The 16802-nt window shown below is 59.4% G+C and carries 16 protein-coding genes and 4 pseudogenes; 11 read left to right on the top strand and 9 right to left on the bottom strand.

Translation table 11 applies throughout. The annotated features are described in order from the left end of the window. The first annotated feature begins 86 nt into the window (after positions 1–86). Entirely contained in the window at positions 87–1154 is a 1068-nt protein-coding gene (locus ISN39_RS31190; protein WP_194731751.1) for an IS110 family transposase, read from the top strand. 273 nt (positions 1155–1427) lie between these two features. Then, on the top strand, positions 1428–3317 hold the full coding sequence (locus ISN39_RS31185; protein ID WP_194731750.1) for a sugar phosphate isomerase/epimerase and 4-hydroxyphenylpyruvate domain-containing protein: 1890 nt from the start codon (positions 1428–1430) through the stop codon (positions 3315–3317). 158 nt (positions 3318–3475) lie between these two features. On the opposite strand, the gene ISN39_RS37710 is transcribed toward ISN39_RS31185, so the two are convergent. The 4 genes from ISN39_RS37710 to ISN39_RS31170 all read right to left on the bottom strand — a co-directional run bounded on the left by ISN39_RS37710 (position 3476) and on the right by ISN39_RS31170 (position 5154). Beyond that, a complete protein-coding gene (locus ISN39_RS37710; protein WP_022712966.1) occupies positions 3476–3607 on the bottom strand; it encodes a hypothetical protein in 132 nt (43 codons plus the stop codon). Then, positions 3604–3939, bottom strand: a complete 336-nt coding sequence (locus ISN39_RS31180) for a type II toxin-antitoxin system PemK/MazF family toxin (protein ID WP_194731749.1) — start codon at positions 3937–3939, stop codon at positions 3604–3606. The genes ISN39_RS37710 and ISN39_RS31180 overlap by 4 nt, the downstream gene beginning before the upstream one ends. Further along, positions 3936–4235 carry a hypothetical protein gene (locus ISN39_RS31175; RefSeq protein WP_194731748.1) on the bottom strand — a complete coding sequence of 100 codons (300 nt, stop codon included), beginning with the start codon at positions 4233–4235 and terminating at the stop codon, positions 3936–3938. The genes ISN39_RS31180 and ISN39_RS31175 overlap by 4 nt, the downstream gene beginning before the upstream one ends. 76 nt (positions 4236–4311) lie before the next feature. Then, positions 4312–5154, bottom strand: coding sequence for a LysR family transcriptional regulator (locus tag ISN39_RS31170; RefSeq protein ID WP_246763479.1), 843 nt, complete (start codon positions 5152–5154; stop codon positions 4312–4314). Between the two features lie 83 nt (positions 5155–5237). Between ISN39_RS31170 and ISN39_RS31165 the strand changes: the two are divergent. From ISN39_RS31165 to ISN39_RS31150, 5 genes and pseudogenes are all read left to right on the top strand, one after another. After that, positions 5238–5714 (top strand): annotated as a pseudogene (locus tag ISN39_RS31165) (alkene reductase); the annotation flags it as partial. Between the two features lie 153 nt (positions 5715–5867). Beyond that, positions 5868–6836, top strand: a complete 969-nt coding sequence (locus tag ISN39_RS31160; RefSeq protein WP_194731990.1) for an SDR family oxidoreductase — start codon at positions 5868–5870, stop codon at positions 6834–6836. Positions 6837–6918: 82 nt separating this feature from the next. Next, complete coding sequence (locus ISN39_RS31155) at positions 6919–7311, top strand: hypothetical protein (RefSeq protein ID WP_194731747.1); 393 nt, start codon at positions 6919–6921, stop codon at positions 7309–7311. After that, positions 7296–7436 (top strand): annotated as a pseudogene (locus tag ISN39_RS36955) (alpha/beta hydrolase); the annotation flags it as partial. The gene ISN39_RS31155 and the pseudogene ISN39_RS36955, both read left to right, overlap by 16 nt. Before the next feature lie 302 nt (positions 7437–7738). Further along, positions 7739–8372 (top strand): annotated as a pseudogene (locus tag ISN39_RS31150) (tyrosine-type recombinase/integrase). A 183-nt stretch (positions 8373–8555) separates the two neighbouring features. Here ISN39_RS31150 and ISN39_RS31145 read toward each other — a convergent pair. Continuing rightward, positions 8556–9290, bottom strand: a complete 735-nt coding sequence (locus ISN39_RS31145; RefSeq protein WP_194731746.1) for a phosphotransferase — start codon at positions 9288–9290, stop codon at positions 8556–8558. Between the two features lie 477 nt (positions 9291–9767). Here ISN39_RS31145 and ISN39_RS31140 point away from each other — a divergent pair, with 477 nt between their 5' ends. Further along, on the top strand, positions 9768–10286 hold the full coding sequence (locus tag ISN39_RS31140; RefSeq protein WP_348652001.1) for an AAA family ATPase: 519 nt from the start codon (positions 9768–9770) through the stop codon (positions 10284–10286). Between the two features lie 371 nt (positions 10287–10657). On the opposite strand, the gene ISN39_RS31135 is transcribed toward ISN39_RS31140, so the two are convergent. The 4 genes from ISN39_RS31135 to ISN39_RS31120 all read right to left on the bottom strand — a co-directional run bounded on the left by ISN39_RS31135 (position 10658) and on the right by ISN39_RS31120 (position 13375). Then, on the bottom strand, positions 10658–11443 hold the full coding sequence (locus tag ISN39_RS31135; protein WP_194731744.1) for an SDR family oxidoreductase: 786 nt from the start codon (positions 11441–11443) through the stop codon (positions 10658–10660). 212 nt (positions 11444–11655) lie between these two features. Continuing rightward, entirely contained in the window at positions 11656–12282 is a 627-nt protein-coding gene (locus ISN39_RS31130) for a class I SAM-dependent methyltransferase (protein ID WP_194731743.1), read from the bottom strand. A 249-nt stretch (positions 12283–12531) separates the two neighbouring features. After that, a complete protein-coding gene (locus tag ISN39_RS31125) occupies positions 12532–13035 on the bottom strand; it encodes an SRPBCC family protein (protein WP_194731742.1) in 504 nt (167 codons plus the stop codon). Next, a complete protein-coding gene (locus ISN39_RS31120; protein ID WP_194731741.1) occupies positions 13019–13375 on the bottom strand; it encodes a metalloregulator ArsR/SmtB family transcription factor in 357 nt (118 codons plus the stop codon). Before ISN39_RS31120 ends, ISN39_RS31125 begins: the two co-directional genes overlap by 17 nt. A gap of 261 nt (positions 13376–13636) precedes the next feature. Here ISN39_RS31120 and ISN39_RS31115 point away from each other — a divergent pair. The 3 genes and pseudogenes from ISN39_RS31115 to ISN39_RS31105 all read left to right on the top strand — a co-directional run bounded on the left by ISN39_RS31115 (position 13637) and on the right by ISN39_RS31105 (position 16732). Next, a pseudogene (locus ISN39_RS31115) lies at positions 13637–14268 on the top strand (tyrosine-type recombinase/integrase). A gap of 255 nt (positions 14269–14523) precedes the next feature. Continuing rightward, positions 14524–16296 (top strand): adenylate/guanylate cyclase domain-containing protein, encoded by a 1773-nt coding sequence (locus tag ISN39_RS31110; protein WP_194731740.1) that lies wholly within the window; start codon positions 14524–14526, stop codon positions 16294–16296. Positions 16297–16465: 169 nt separating this feature from the next. Further along, positions 16466–16732, top strand: coding sequence for a hypothetical protein (locus ISN39_RS31105; RefSeq protein ID WP_194731739.1), 267 nt, complete (start codon positions 16466–16468; stop codon positions 16730–16732). Positions 16733–16802 lie beyond the last annotated feature (70 nt).

Raw genomic sequence — 16802 nt, 5'->3', positions numbered from 1 at the left:
AGGTGATGATCGAGGGACAGTCACACTTCCAGCCTTTCGGCTTACCTTATTGGAGTTTCGAAGATCTCAATAAGGGAGTTGAAAGCATGACTGCCTCTTATGATTACCATATCGGCGTCGACTACCACAAATCCTATAGCCATCTGGTGGTGCAGGACAGCAGTGGCAAGACGCTCAGATCCGGCCGGGTGAAGAACGACCGCCAGTCGCTGGGTGGGTTTCTGGAGCGATACCGTGAGAATTCGCATGCGGTGGTCGAGGCGACCCGCAACTGGATGGTGATGTACGACTGGCTCGACGACATTTGTGATGATGTCGTCCTCGCCCATCCGTTGAAGGTCAAGGCAATCGCTGACGCCAAGATCAAGACCGACAAGATCGACGCGACGGTGCTGGCGCATCTGCTCCGAGCCGACCTGGTGCCGGAGGCCTGGGCGCCGAGCGACAAGGCCCGAGAACTGCGTGTCGCGCTGCGTGAGCGGATGTTCTACGTGCGGCTGCGGACGATGACGAAGAACCGCATCGTCACGGTGTTTGATCGTTATCCGGAGCAGACGGCGCAGTTGAAGAAGCTCGGCGACCTGTTCGGCAAGGCCGGCCGCCTCCAGCTGGCGCAGGTGAAGGTCTCAGAGATCGACCGCATCCAGATCGACCGTGGCCTCGACTTCATCGCCGACATCGACGTCCGGATCAAGCAGTCGGAGACGACAATCCGGGCGATGACCAAGGCCAATCCCAATGTGAAGCTGTTGAAGACCATCCCCGGCATCGGCGAGTTCTTCGCCCGGCTGATCGATGCGGAGATCGACGACATAGCGCGGTTCCGCAACCCGAAGAAGCTCGCCGCCTATGCCGGCTTGGTGCCGTCGACCTATTCCTCCGGTGGCAAGACCTTCCACGGCAAGATCATCAAGCAGGGCAACAAGTGGCTGCGCTGGGCTTTCGTCGAGGCGGTGGCTCCGGCCATCGCCAGCGATGCGCAGCTGCGCGCCCAGTACGATCATCTGAACATCAGAGGAACCAACAAGGCGCGCGTTGCCATTGCGCGCAAGCTTTTGACGATCGCCTTCCACATCCTGCGTGACCAGCGCGCTTACGAGCCGCGCAGCGAAAGCATCACGGAAGGCGCGTCGACGATATCCCGGTTGTCCTGATGGCGCTTTAGCGAGCCCGGCAGGACTGGGCTGCGCTCTTGAAGGAGAATGGGAAACCGGGAGCCGAACGCCACTCTGTGACCGAAGCCAGGAACGGCATCAGGTTACGAATTGGAGAATGGTTCAAGACCGCAGGACGCAAACAACGCTGTCCAGCGGAAGGAAGAGATTTAGCCGATCGGCAAAGCAGCCGGTCAAAACATAACCGAACCCAAGGAAAAGCCGCCAGTTAAAGGTGTTTTGCCCCTTGTGTTCTTTCATTGGAGCAGGCTGATGAAGACGTCTATAGCGACCGTATCGTTGAGCGGCGATCTCCGCGACAAGCTCGAAGCGATCGCCAAGGCCGGTTTCGATGGCGTCGAGATATTCGAAAACGACTTCCTCATCTTTGATGAAAGCCCGCGTCAGGTCGGCAAGATGGTGCGAGATCTCGGGATGGAGATCACATTATTTCAGCCGTTCCGTGATTTCGAGGGCATGCCCGAGCCGCTTCGCAGCCGCACATTCGATCGTGCCGAGCGCAAATTCGACGTCATGCAGGAAATGGGCACGGATCTGGTACTCGTCTGCTCCAATGTGTCGCCGGCATCGCTCGGCGGTCTCGACAGAGCCGCGGCCGACTTTCATGAACTTGGCGAGCGCGCGGCAAAACGCGGGCTGAGGGTGGGTTACGAGGCGCTTGCCTGGGGGCGGCACATTCACGATCACCGCGACGCCTGGGAGATCGTGCGTCGTGCCGACCATCCCAACATCGGCCTTATCCTCGACAGCTTCCATACGCTGTCGCGCAAGATCGATGTCAACTCGATCCGCTCGATACCGAAAGAAAAGATCTTCATCATCCAGCTTGCCGATGCGCCCCTGATCGACATGGATCTGCTTTTCTGGAGCAGGCATTTCCGCAACATGCCTGGCGAGGGCGACTTGCCGGTCCTGGACTTCATGAAAGCCGTGGCGGCAACCGGATACGATGGATATCTGTCGCTGGAGATTTTCAACGATCAGTTCCGCGGCGGCTCGCCCACGGCAATCGCAGTCGATGGCCGGCGCTCTCTGATCTATCTCGGCGATCAGGTAAAGCGGCAGGAGCCGGAAAGCTCCTTGCCCGTCCCCGCGATGCCGCCGCACGCCTCCGTCGAAGGTGTTGCCTTCGTCGAGTTCACGGTCGACGAGGACGAAGCGCCGCAACTCGAAAGGTTGATTGCAAGCCTCGGTTTTCGAAAGATTTCGAGACACAAGACCAAGAGTGTCACAGTCTTTCGCCAAGGCGGTATCAATCTTGTCGTCAATACCGAGCAGAAGGGCTTTGCCGGCGCGTCATACGCAGTCCACGGCACGACGGCTTATGCTGCCGGCCTGATGGTCGACGATGCGAAGGCGGCAGTCGAACGCGCCGTGGCCCTGGGCGCTGAGCACTTTCGGCAACCCCTCGATGCTGGCGAGATCGAGATGCCGGCCGTACGCGGTGTCGGTGGCGGCATCCTCTACTTCCTCGACCCCAAGACGGAGCTTGCCCGCATATGGGAGATCGAGTTCGATCCGGTCGAAGACACGACAGCGCCTGAGCCTGTCGGGCTTCAGTCGATCGATCACATCGCCCAGACCATGAAATATGAGGAATTGCTCACCTGGCTGCTGTTCTACACATCGATCCTCGATGCTCATAAGACGCCGATGGTCGACATTATCGATCCGTCCGGCATAGTGAGAAGCCAGGCCATAGAAAATGCCGACGGGTCGCTGCGCATCACCATGAACGGTGCCGAAAACCGTAACACACTTGCCGGCCACTTCATCGCCGAAACCTTCGGCTCCGGCATCCAGCATCTGGCCTTCAAAACGCAGAATATCTTTTCCGCTGCCGCTGCCCTTTCCGCAAACGGCTTCGTATCCCTTGCGATCTCGCCGAACTATTATGACGACTTGGAAGCCCGTTTCGGTCTGGACGCGGAATTTGCGGAACGATTGAAGGCGAACAACATCCTCTATGACCGCGACGAGCATGGCGAATATTTCCAGCTCTACAGTCCTACCTACGGTGAAGGTCTGTTCTTCGAGATTGTCGAAAGGCGCGGTTATCGGGGATACGGTGCGGCAAACGCCATTTTCCGCATCGCTGCGCTCAGAAAGCATCTGCGGCCGGCGGGCGTACCGCGGGCCTGACGGCAGACTTACTGATCATTGACGAAAATACTGGTCAGTTATCACGCTTTCGTGTGGCGCCCAGTCGCTCGGCGGCCGTGGCAAGGTCCTGAAAGATCCGTCCAAATCAGAGCCATATTCCAGGGGTTGTCGGATTCTCTCATTGTCGAATTCTGCCTTTACGCTTTGCCGATGATGGTTATTTCCGCGCCGAGCTGTGCGCCGTTCTTTTCGATCGTCGACCGCGTCCCTTGCCGCATCGACCGCGCTGTCGTCTTGAGACACGACCTTCCCTTGCCGTTGTTCGTCATAGGCCGCGGCTTCCTAAACCGAAGAACCGGGCCATCGCCGCGTCGACTATTGCCATCGTATTCGAATCCAGCCTGCCGAATACTGCGCCTGTCTTTGATCGCGGTACGGTCATGGTGCGGTCGACCATCACCTGTGAAGGTTTGAGCAAGCCATTGCCGTCATCGGGCTGCACCGTGATTCGGATCAAGTGTTCGTCATGGACGTCGCTGGTTATTTGCAGCAAGGTCACGGAAGGCAGTTCGGCAAATGCGTCGTCTTGCACAATGAGCGCAGGGCGCGGTTTGCCATAGTCACCACTGACGGCAAACGTCACCAGGTCGCCGCGCTTCATGCCTTCCATTCGTCCCTGAGCTGTTCTTCATTGATGAGTGCATCCAGCTCCTTCAGAGACTTTGCCTCGTCGCTCTCGGGGTTGCGGGCGCGTTTGGCCACGGCAAGCGATTGCCGCCGCGCCTCGCCCTCAAATGCCTTGCGCTTCTGGCGTTCGACATAGGCCCGCATAAAATCCCGCAATAGCTGGGCGGCGGGCCGGTCTTCAGATTCCGCCGCCTGTGTGAATGCGGCCTTCAAGGCGGGATCGATTCGGAAATTGAACGTATCACCCTTCGGATGACCGGCGCGGGGCATGGCAACCTCATTATGTTTTACATTTAGCACTTATAATGTAGTTACAATTTTGCCTCTGGCAAGCTGTCATTCGAGCTCAAGATTGCGGCCGCGCACCAACTGCCGTTATCTCACGGACCGAGATAACTTCGCTACCGCTTCGTATCCCGCGGAATTTGCGGAACGATTGAAGGCGAACAACATCCTCTATGACCGCGACGAGCATGGCGAATATTTCCAGCTCTACAGTCCTACCTACGGTGAAGGTCTGTTCTTCGAGATTGTCGAAAGGCGCGGCGCGGCCGCGAACGGCGACATCGACCTTGTTTACCTCCTGGTGCAAAGTCCAGGTCGGGCTCCGCAGCATGCCGATGCATTCATGCTTCGCCAGGTCCGCCGGTGTGGCGGGCTCGCCTGAAGCTTCGATATAGCCAGGAGACGCATAGAGGTGGCGCGAATGCCGCCCGATCAGACGAGTGATCAGACTGGAATCTTCCAGTTTGCCTATGCGGATCGCCACATCGAACGGCTCGGCCGCCAAATCGACACGGCGTGGGGTCAGGTCGAATTCGAACGTGATGCCGGGATAGTGCCGCGCGAAATCGCCGATGATCGGTGTGAGGTAAAAAATAGCGAGGTCGACTGGGAGCGAAACCCGCAGGACACCGCTGGGCTGCTCAAGCATCGCGCCGAGCTGTTCGTGCGCGAGCCGTGCCTCGTCAACGATTCGCTTGCTTCGTTCATAATAGAGCTGGCCGGCCTCGGTGAGCTCGATCTTGCGCGTCGTGCGATGCAGGAGCCTCAAGCCGATTGCCTTCTCCAGTTCGCTAATGCGTCGCGACAGAGTAGAGTTTGGCATGCCGAGAGCCTCCGCGGCCTTCCGAAAGCTCCTGGCTCTAGCGACCTCCACGAACAGCGCCATGTCGTTCAAATGACTCATCTGATTGCTCCATAGATGGAAAACTGATTTCAATTCTGCTGGATTTATCCCGAGATTGGAATAGTGGACAAGAACTCCAACGAATGGAGACCCTAATGAATCCACTGTTCACCCCGGCCCGCATTGGCCGCTGCATGCTTCCCAACCGGCTGGTGATGGCGCCTATGACCCGCAGCCGCGCTGCCTTCGACGGTACGCCAGGAGAGTTGGCTGCCGAATATTATGCCCAGCGCGCCGACGTCGGTCTGATCGTCACTGAAGGCACCCAGCCCTCGGATGACGGCCAGGGCTATCTCACTACCCCGGGCATCTATACTCCCGCACACGTCACCGGCTGGCGGAAGATCACCTCTTCCGTGCACGACAAGGGCGGCCATATCTTCATCCAGCTCATGCACGCCGGACGCATGTCGCATCCCGACAACACGCCGCATCATCGCCAGGGCGTCGCGCCGGGGACGGGTATGTTCACGGTGACCGGGATGCAGGACATTCCCACGCCGCGCGCGCTGACGACCGAAGAAGTGCGCCAGACCGTCGCCGATTTCCGCCACGCGGCAGCCTATGGTCAGATGATTCGTTGCGCGGCTGAAGGCTGATGCGGGATGAACGAGCCAGACCATAACACCTTCTTCGGCGGTACCGCGCGAGGCTACATCGATTACCCCGCCCTGAGCGCCCGAACCGATACCAGACCATCACAGGAGATTAGATTGACTCAATCACCCCATCCCTCCACTGCCTCGGATAATAAGGCACTTGCCGAGACCGCAAGTTCAAGCGCGACGGCGAAAAAGAAGGTCTTGGTCGTCGGCGCAACAGGATTTCTCGGAGCCAAGATTCTCCGCAACCTTGCGCATGATGCGAATGTGGCCGTCGTTGCGATGTCGCGTAAGGGCGCGCCCTCAAATGAGAGCGCCGATGTCGAATGGGTGCGCGGCGACATGATGGATCCAGCTTCATTGGATCGTGCTTTGCAGGGCGTGGACGTCGTCGTCAGCTCGGCTAACAGTTACATGAAAGGAAGCCTCGACACGGACTTCCAGGGCAACAAGAATCTTATTGAGGCCGCAGCAAGAGCCAATGTTGGCCGATTTGTCTTTCTCAGCATCGTCAGCTGCGAGGCTGCGTCAGCAGTGCCGCATTTCCACGCCAAGAAAGTGGCAGAGGATCTGATCAAGGCCTCCGGTGTGCCATATGTATTTGTCCGCGCCCCCACATTTCTCGATCAAAGCTCAGACATCATTGCGAAGGGTGTGAAAGCTGGCCGGTTCCTGGCGTTGGGCGATAAGACCACGAGATGGTCCTATGTTCTGACAGATGATCTGGCGTCATATCTCGCCAAAGCCGCGACGTTTCTTGGTAGCGAGATGAACAACCAAACGATCGATGTCGGCTGGCGCGATGGCCCCAAGAGCCAGCAAGAGATCGCCGATCTCGTCTCCGAGGTTATAAAGAAACGTCTCAAGGTGCGGGTTGTGCCCTGGCTGGTTTTCCGCTTGCTCGCGCGCCCGGTAAAGCTGTTTTCCGAGCTTGGGTACGATCTGATCCAGATGTTTCTGTTCTTCAAGAAGGGCGTCTATGTTTCGAACATTTCGCAACAAGAACACTTCTTTGGACCTGCCCCTACATCCAGAGATGCGATCACGCGATGGGCGAAAAGTCAGCAGCTAATTTCGTGAAGCATAGTGTGCCGGTATTTCAAGAGTAGCGAGATGGGCGCCTGTCTTTCGGCTGAATCAGAAAATCATGGAGGAAGGACTTATGATAAGTGATCCGACAGCGCTTAAACGGCCGGAGCAGGTGATCCCCATGCCGACGAATTTAAGTCCACAGGCCCAAACCTATTTGACTCAGAGGACCGCTCAGCGGGCCACTTCCGGGCAGACGCACGTAGAGCCGCCAGCGCTCTCGGCATTTATGGAACCCATGCTCGACATGATGGGACCGTTCGCAGCCGGGTTTCAGGGATCGGCGACGGTGATTGCGTTGCCGAACGGCGCAGAACTCCGCCGAGCCAATCCGGAGGGAACCAGGGGGCGCCTCGCGGAAGTAGCCTATTTCGACATCCATGGCGGCGGCTTCGTCGTCGGCGGTGGCGAGATGTGCGGCTCTGACCGCGAAGCTGAAGATCGCCGAATAGGAATGCAGGCGTGACGGCCGAACTCCACGTTATCGAAGCTGGTCCTCACGGCGGGTTCTTGGGAGCTACCCCTGAAGACGCCGAGATCATGGCGGAGGCTCGTCGGCGCACCTATTCGGCATGGGGCGTTTCAACCTGATGTAGGAGCTTCGGTTGGTTAACTCATTCCAACTCGGGTCGCATGCGGTTCGGACAGCGAGCCGATGCCTTAGAGAGCGTCAAATATTCTGTCATGCCGTCAGCCAGGGTTCGCGGCCATACCTGTCGTTCAGCTCCAGCGGGTGGGCTCGCACTGAATGGCCGCAGTTCTCACAAGGCTGTCTCGGATCGGCAGCTTTCATGGTCTCAGTTCTCGAAAGCTGTCAGTCCGCTTCCGGCCCCGTGAATCCTTGAGATCATGCGTTTTCTTGAAGGCCAATGGTGGCCGAAGGGAGAACTCAAATGGGTATTGCACAATACGATCCTGCCGCACTGGGCCGACCGGCATGGAACGCCGGCCGAAAGGTCGGCGTCAAGAAACCTCTGAAGCAGCGCCAGATTTGGGCGATCCGCTTCTTCCTCGACCGGGAGGGGCGCATGAGAGATCGCGCGCTGTTCGATCTCGCAATCGACAGTAAGCGACGAGGCTGCGATCTGGTTAAGATCAAGATCGGAACCCTCATCACCGGTCAAGAAATCCGAACCCGTGCCATGGTCGTCCAGCCAAAAAACCGGACGTCCCGTACAGTTTGAGATCACCGCCGACGTCAGGGCAAGTCTGCTTGCATGGCTTGAACGGAGAGGCGGTTCAATCGCTGACTACGCCTTTCCCAGTCGAGTCGATCATTCCGATCATCTCAGCACTCGCCAATATGCACGATTGGTCGATGAGTGGGTAACTGCAATTGGGCTAGGACGCGAAGACTACGGCACACACTCCCTCAGACGGACCAAGGCCGCGATGATCTACAAAGCGACCGGCAATCTTCGTGCAATCCAGATCCTGCTCGGACATACCAAGATCGAGAACACGGTCAGGTACCTGGGAGTGGACATTGAGGATGCACTGGAGCTAGCGGAGCATACTGAGATCTGAGCGCGTACGGCCCCGCCCACAGTGGGGCTGCACGTATCAACGGAACGTTGCCAATTCCAAATTTTGTGATTGAGCGGATATGCGCCCCATTTCGGTCGTAGGGCCCGCGGTGGCGTCTTCCCGAGAGCAGACGTCGATCAAGCTAAGCTTCGACGGCATCAATGCGCCAGGAGCGGCCGTCGCTTAGACCGCTCGAACTTCGGCAAGTCGCTGTTTCGCGTATTCGTCATCCCAACAGACGGCGGCTTCCCATGCGGCCGATGCTTGCGCGGCGATGTCATACGCCCCGGCTTCCAGATCGGCAGCATTGTGGGGCAAGACGAGGTCAAGGTCGGGGACGTCGACATGCGACTCATCCCAGTCGATCAGTGCGATGCGGTCCGTGGTCATGCGGATGTTGGCAGGGTTGTTGGGATTGCCGTGGACGACGCTTGTCTCACGTCCGATAAGCCGTGCCCACGCCGCGCGGCATCGAGCGACGCCATCTGGCGGCATCGCGGCAAGGTCGATCCTCGTCCCCGTCTCGGCATGCAGGAGGTCCGTCGAGGATCGCCACCCTGGGCGCTGCGGCCAGCCTTGCGTCAAACGATGCAGTTCGCGGAGGGTCTCGGCTACGCGACGCCAGTCGCCCTCGGTCTCGGGTGGTCCGCCATGCATGTATTTCATTACCATCAGGCCATCCGCGAATAGCCGGCCGTCGTCCGCCGGGATCGGCACCGGCACGCTCAGACCTTCACGGTCAAGGTGCCGGAGGAGCTCAACCTCCCAAGCCAGATCAGCGTCGCTCCTGGTACCCAGACGACCGACTGCAAGTTGCCCGTGGACGTGCACGCTCCAGACGTCATTGGCAACCCCGCCAGCGAGCCGTTCGATGCGAGCCGCATCTTTGCCCCACAGCTCTAGTGCTTCCCATCCCACTCGCGGCATCCTTGATCAACCCTATTGAGACTTGGGTAAACCAAGCGCAGGATCGGGACAACGTGGATCTGCTCGGCTACGATGACGCTGTTAAGCTTGTGCGCATTAGTCGCGGACCGAACGGCAGCCCCGGGTCACCAGCGTCCGACTTGGCCCGGTAGCATTGCGCCCTCTAGTCAGCCGATCCGGGGGCTATGCCGAATCCCCGAAAGCAGACGCCGGGGCTCGGGCCGTCTCAACATCCGAGCTGGGGTGGGATGCTGACAGTCAGCTTATTGTTGGAGGTACCACAAGGCAGCCAGTGGGTTAGACGACCTCATCTGTGAGCTCACCCATGCGCGCCGTCTTGACCCCCGAGCAGAGCGGTCCTACAAAGTAGACTATGGCAACACACCTCTGATTGGCCGCGCCTTGCGGCATTGAGCGAAGCGCAGTCCCGCACGACACCGCGGGGCCAGTTCCACTTGCCAAGCCAAAATCAGAGATTTTCCAATGCCCACGCTCTACCTTACTTGCGGTCTTCCCGGTTCGGGGAAGACGTCGCTCGCCAAGATAATCGAATACGAAGCATCTGCCCTCCGTCTGACCGGAGACGACTGGATGCACAAGCTTTACCCCGGCATCTCTACTCCAGAAGCCGAAACTGGCCCGTGCCGAGGTAGGGTCGAGAGCCTACAATGGCAGATCGCTCTGCGTGCCCTCAGGCTTCAGTGTAACGTTGTCGTGGATTGGGGAGTGTGGTCACGGGCAGAACGCGAAACCTGCCGGGAGGAAGCTCGCGCAACTGGTGCCCGCGTCGTACTCTGCTTCCTCGACGTTCCCTTTGATGAGCTTTGGGACCGGGTCTCCCGGCGAAACGCCGAGTTTCCAGTCGGCACGTTCGACATCTCGCGGGCGGACCTGCTTAGGTGGTCGAAGCTGTTCGAGCCGCCAACCGCCGAGGAGTTGGCGCTTTACGATCGACAAATCCATCCAGCCATCACCGCCCTTACATGAAACGCCACAGCGCCAGGGTATTCTCAGTCTGCGGTAGGCGGGTCCGGACCAGCTCGTTCATTTCTCGTAAGATGACAGCGCAATTATTTATAGCAGCTTTCTGGCCGTCGTGCTCATGCTGCGAAGGTCTGCTTTGGGGTCGCAACGGGGCAGACTGCTTTGCGCCCGCACGTCGGTCATAGAGGCAGTTGTTGCCTCTGCCTAAAAGCAGCCGTTGTATCGGGCTGGCGCGACGACATCTGTGCGCCATGAGCCACTACTACGTCCAACTTGAGTCGGAAGTGGACGGCAAGTTTCGGGGACGCTTAGCGGGAAGCTATCGTACTGGCTGTCCACACTGTGTCTATGAGTCCCGATACGCGACCAGCAATTCAGTCGATCTGTGCGCCTCCTGTCGCATTGGCCATCGTGGCTGTCATGCCGGCCGCCAAGTCGCTGGCCAGGAGTACCGCCGCGTCAGCTATTTGCGCGAGCGGCGTCACACGCCGCAACGGGCTATCCTTGGCGAACTCTTTATGGATTTCATCGAAAGTCATACCACGCTCACGCGCAGCCATCGACCAAACGTCGTGAACGCCGGGAGAGTCTGGGGAGCCCGGTGAACGAACCCACGTGACCCTCACTCCTAAGGGCCCGTTCTCTACTGCTAACTGTCGCAAAAAATGCTCGACGGCAGCACAGGCAATTCCAAACCCGCCCACGTTCGGGAAAGCTTGGCGTCCAGCGTTCGCACTGATACCGACGATGGAACCACCACCGTTGCGCGCCATATGATCCGCAACTGCAGTTCCGGTGTAGAACCACGTTGTGAGACCGGTTTGAACGGGCCGAAGGACTTTCTCTAATGAAATCGTCCCGAGTGGCTCACCTTGTGTGTCGCCCCAATCGATCGCGTTGAACATTATCTTGACCGGACCCGCCTTATCGGAGATCAGCGCGAGTTGCGCCTCAACAGCTTGCTTGTCCGTTGCATCCACAGGCATCACCTCCGCCATTCCACCCCGCGTCCGAATATCGTCCGCAACCGCATCCAACCGATCCTTGTGACGGGCCGCCAGGAAGACGCGAGCGCCTTCTCGGGCAAATGCCTTTGCCACGGCCGCTCCAACAGCCCCACTGGCACCATAAACAATTGCATTTCGATCTTTCAGCAACATGCACCTCTCCTTTTTGCCACCGTTTACATAAGCTGGCACTAGACGACGATCGCGAGTTCCGCCTTCCGACATTAGCAGCTCTAACGGCGGCTATGCGCCCTCATGTCGGCCACAGAGGGGATCTTTGTCTTCGCCCGGAAGCCGACATTGCGGTGACCACCTAGAGTTCATAGTCGCGCCACAACCGGCCGTTCCCGCAAGTTCTGTGTGCGTCACGCCCGACTCGCCCGAACGCTCAGCCACCGATCATGGGGCTTTCCGACGCACCGACGTACCTCGCTGACGATCCAGCCGGCGTCTGTGAGTGCGGATCGCAGGGCAGACTCGCGCCAGTACGTCTCGACGTAGCGCCGGGGCGCTGCAGCACTGCCGTGTGTGGACACATCCTCGCCTTCGCCCTCTCTAACCGAGGCGTGCAACCGGCCACCCGTCCGGGTCGCCTCGGCAAGCCGTCCAAGCACCGTGCCGAAATCCTCGTGCGCGACATGAATCAGGCAGGCACAGGCCCAGATCCCGTCGTACGGCGTGCCGGGATGCTGCGGATCGGCCAAGTCTTCGGTCAGCGGGTCCAACAGGTCGGCCTCGAAGCCACTTTCGCGAAGCAGTTCGACGAAGCCCTTTGAAATGTCGGTGCGCCGGACGCTAATTCCCCGCTTCTCAAGCTCAAGTGCATCTCGCCCGCCACCGCTTCCGATCTCCAGCACCCTGCCCGAGCCGCCGAGCTCGGTCACGAACGCATCGATCTCGGTCGCGACCCATTCGGGCATCGCCGCGGCCTCGGCAGCGTACTCCGCCGCGACCGTATCATAGGACCGCACGGTATCCAGGTCGGTGCTCATTCTAGCGCTCCTCCTTCAAAACAAGAGGCCTGATGAGCGAGAGGCCCATCAGCCCGTTGCGCCCTTCACGCTTCGCCAGTAGGTGACATCGCGGGCGATTTGCTTCCCACCTTTAGCAGAAATGCTGTCAGAGACACCACCGACCGAGCCAATGCTGCCGGGCGGCAATGCGCCCCCGCTCCGGCCAGAAAGGCCGGTGGAGTCACTTCCCAAGAGCAGACGTTCTCGAGGCGAGTTTCCCGACCCGCGCTACTCGCCTATGCTGGAAAGCAATTCGTCGAGCTGCTCCAACTGCTCCGGCAATGCGGCCGCCGAGCCCTGTAGTGCTTCCTCAAGCGCCTCCTTGGACGGATAGACTTCGTGGAAATTCAGTAGTGTCCTCCCGCCTTGGTCCTCGAAGGTCACGGTCGTGATCGCGCCCTCTTCGCCCTCGTCGTTGGTCCAGACGATGCGCTCGTTCGGCACCACCTCGAGATACTTGCCATAGAAGGCCATGGTGTCCGAACCGCCGGCGCCGAATTCCAGCCGATATTTGCCGCCGGTACGAACGTCCATATCGCACGATACGAGCGAAACGCCGGATGCCGATTTTGGCACCCACCAGCGCTGGAACAGCTCGGGCTGGCTCCACGCCCTGTAAACCGTGCTCGGCGGCGCATTGAATGTCCGCGTTACGACGAGTTCGCGATCCCCTCTGCGCTCGACTGACGTGCGGTTCTGCGCACCACCTGCACTGTCAAGTTGCTGATTCATCGCTTCCCTCCTGTTTCATTTCGCTGATGATTTCGTCCAATGCTTCGAAGCGGGCCTCGAAGAGCTTGCGATGCGCCTCGATCCATTCGGCCTCCGCTTTGAGGCCGCGTTTCCCAAGCTTGCAGGTTCTCACCCGTCCGACCTTCTGCGTGACGACGAGCCCCGCCCGCTCGAGAACCTGGACGTGCTTCTTCATGCCGGTCAGCGTCATCTGGAACTTATCCGCGAGACTGGTGATCGACGCGTCCCCTCGCCCAAGCTGATCGATGATCCCGCGGCGGGTCGCATCGGACAGCGCCGCAAACGAGAGATCGAGGGGAGGACTTAAATGCTGAACCATCTAGTTCAGTGTATAACCTGGTCGCGCAGGAAGCGCAAGCGTCCCGAACTTCCCTGCAGTAGACCGGTCATCCGAGGTCATGCACCGCGGCGGCGGGCAGCAAAATCGTCTGCTGCGGGTCAAGTGGACCTTCGAGCCGCTAATGAACGAATGTCAGCTTTCAGCGCCTGCTCCCCGAAAGCAGTCCGCCGGCTACGGCCCCGTCGCTCCTTGCGTTCGCACGTTTTTCCGACGGCCAATGGTGGCCGAAGGAGAACTCAAATGGGTACCGCGCAATACGATCCTGCTGCACTCGGTCGACCGGCATGGAACGCCGGCCGGAAGATCGGCGTAAAGAAGCCCCTGAAGCAGCGCCAGATTTGGGCAATTCGTTTCTTCCTCGATAGGGAGGGCGCATGCGAGACCGGGCGCTGTTCGATCTCGCAATCGACAGTAAGCGACGAGGCTGCGATCTGGTTAAGATCAAGATCGGAACCCTCGTCACCGGTCAAGAAATCCGAACCCGTGCCATGGTCGTCCAGCAAAAAACCGGACGTCCTGTCCAGTTCGAGATCACCGCCGACGTCAGGGCAAGTTTGCTTGCGTGGCTTGAACGGAGAGGCGGTTCAATCGCTGACTACGCCTTTCCCAGTCGAGTCGATCATTCCGATCATCTCAGCACTCGCCAATATGCCAGATTGGTCGATGAGTGGGTCACTGCAATTGGGCTACGACGCGAAGACTACGGCACGCACTCCCTCAGACGGACCAAGGCCGCAATGATCTACAAAGCGACCGGCAATCTTCGTGCAATCCAGATCCTGCTTGGACATACCAAGATCGAGAACACGGTTAGGTACCTGGGCGTGGACATCGAGGATGCGCTGGAACTGGCGGAGCATACAGAGATTTGACAATGTGCGGCCCCGCTGCGTGCGGGGCCAAGCTGCTTGGGGAAAGCATTCTGGATTTTCGCAGTTCTATCGAGCGGCTATGCGCCTCATGTCAGCCGTTGGGGCAAGCTTTGCCGTTGCCCGAAAGCAGACATCGTCGGCGAACACGCTGTAGGTCGCAGATGCACCAGAGAACTTGATCTCAGCCGAGATCGCTCCGGGCAGAAGTTCCCCTGTCTCTGTCTTCCTGCTATCGTGGAGATGAGGGACGGCTCTATGAGTGAGAATCGCAAACTGGCCGCAATTCTGGCCGCGGACATAGTCGGATACAGCCGACTCGCCAGCGAGGACGAAGATCGCACCCTGGCAAGGTTGCGGGCACTGCGCAGCGACCTGATCGATCCAACCATCGCCGTGCACAACGGCAGTGTCATCAAGCGCACCGGAGACGGAGCGCTGATCGAATTCCGCAGCGTTGTCGATGCCGTGCGCTGCGCCATCGAGGTGCAGACCGGCATGGCCGAGCGCAATGCCGGCGTTCAGCAGGATCGGCGCATCGAGTTCCGGATCGGCATCCATCTGGGGGACGTAGTAGAGGAAAGCGATGGCGACCTGATGGGGGACGGCGTCAACATCGCCTCGCGTATCGAGGGTATCGCGGCCCCTGGAGCCATTTGCCTGTCCGAGGACGCCTATCGCCAGGTCAGGGCGAGGCTCGATCTCTCCGTCAGCGATCTCGGCAACACGCATCTCAAGAACATAGCCGAGCCGATCCGGATCTATTCGCTCCAGGTCGGCGCAGCCGCGGAGGCAAAGCCAGCAGTGACCGCTGGCGCCGTTGCTCGTGCGCCGGCCGCATTGCCGCCGGAGCTCTCGATTGCCGTGCTGCCCTTCGTCAACATGAGCGGCGATGCCGAGCAGGAGTACTTCGCCGACGGCATCTGCGAAGATATCATCACTGCTCTGTCGAAGCTGTCGCAGCTATTTGTCATCGCTCGCAACTCGTCGTTTACGTTCAAGGGCCGGAACGTGAACGTGCAGGAGGTGGGCCACAGCCTCAACGTGCGCTACGTGCTGGAAGGGAGCGTCCGCAAATCAGGCAACAAGGTGAGGATCACCGCGCAGCTCATCGATGCAATCACTGGCGGGCATCAGTGGGCTGAGCGTTTCGATCGCGACCTGAGCGATATCTTCGCGGTGCAGGATGACGTCACGCAGCAGATCGTCGGCGCTCTGGAACTCAAGCTCGCGGCCGGGGACAAGCAGCGGCTCGCGACCGAGCAGACCCAAAATCTGGAAGCCTATGACTGCTTCCTCCGAGGCCGTGAACAGATGTGGCGGCTGACGAGAGAGCAGAACATTCAGGGCCGCCTATTGTTGCAACGCGCCATCGATCTGGACCCGAAATTCGCCCCGGCCCACGCGTTCCTCGCCGTCGCGCACGGGCTGGCCTACGTCAACCAGTGGAGCCAATCGCCGTCGAAATCGCTGGAACAGGCGACCGGGTCTGCGACGCAGGCGGTGGCGCTCGACGATCGATATCCGTACGCACATTGGGCGCTGGGCGTCGTCAACTTGTACCTGCGACGGCTCGACGTGGCCATCCGGGAGGCTGAACGCGTGATCGCGCTTGCTCCCAATCTTGCCGAGGGCCACGAGAGCCTCGGCAACGCGCTCCACTATGCGGGCAGGCCCGACGAGGCCCTCGGCTGTTTCGAGCGGGCAATGGCCCTGAATCCATATTATCCGGATATCTTTCTGCACTTCCACGCGCAGGCGATGTTCCAGCTAGGCAGGTACGAGGAGGCCGTTGTCATCCTGAAGCGACGGCTTGTCCGCAATCCAGCCACCGACATCTCACGTGTGTTGCTGGCGGCGAGCTATGGTCACCTGGGCCGCTTCGTGGAGGCGCGTGGGGAGTGGGAGGAAGCGTTCCGGATTAATCCCGATTATTCCCTGGAGCACAGGCGCAAAGTGCTGCCCTACAAGAACCCTGCCGATTTCGAGCGCATTGTGGACGGCCTGCGCAAAGCTGGCCTCACCGAGTGATTGCATTTCATCGCCGGGCAATCGTCCACAATCCGTGCGGCTCCACAAAAGCACGCCGCGTGGTTTCGCGTTCGCCTCAGATTGTGCGAGACTTGCTCATGGTTTGACGGGATGGATTTTGGCACTTTTGGTTGATGCCGGCCCTCGCCGTCACGATAGGGAGGATGCAATGCCGACAGTCATTGGCCACCATAACATCACAAAGGGCACGAAGCACTGGCTCGACTCGCCAAAGCGGAAAGAGCTTTTTGGTCCGCTCGGCGTGACCAACATACGAACATTTGTAGATCCAGAGAATCCGTCTCGGGTGGCCGTTCTTATGGACGTTCCGGACATGGACGCCATGATGAAAGCTATGCAGAGCAAGGAAGCCGCGGATGCGATGGCCTTCGATGGAGTGGTGCCAGAGTCCTTGGTGATCCTGGTCGAATCGTAAAGGTGATTGCTCTGCTGGCCAGGGTTAGTAGGGTTTGGTCAGCGGTTGCCGTGCGGTTCTGGTCGCCCGT

The sequence above is a fragment of the Rhizobium sp. 007 genome (assembly GCF_015353075.1).
Classification (GTDB): Bacteria; Pseudomonadota; Alphaproteobacteria; order Rhizobiales; family Rhizobiaceae; genus Rhizobium.
This window is presented reverse-complemented; position numbering and strand designations above follow the sequence as displayed.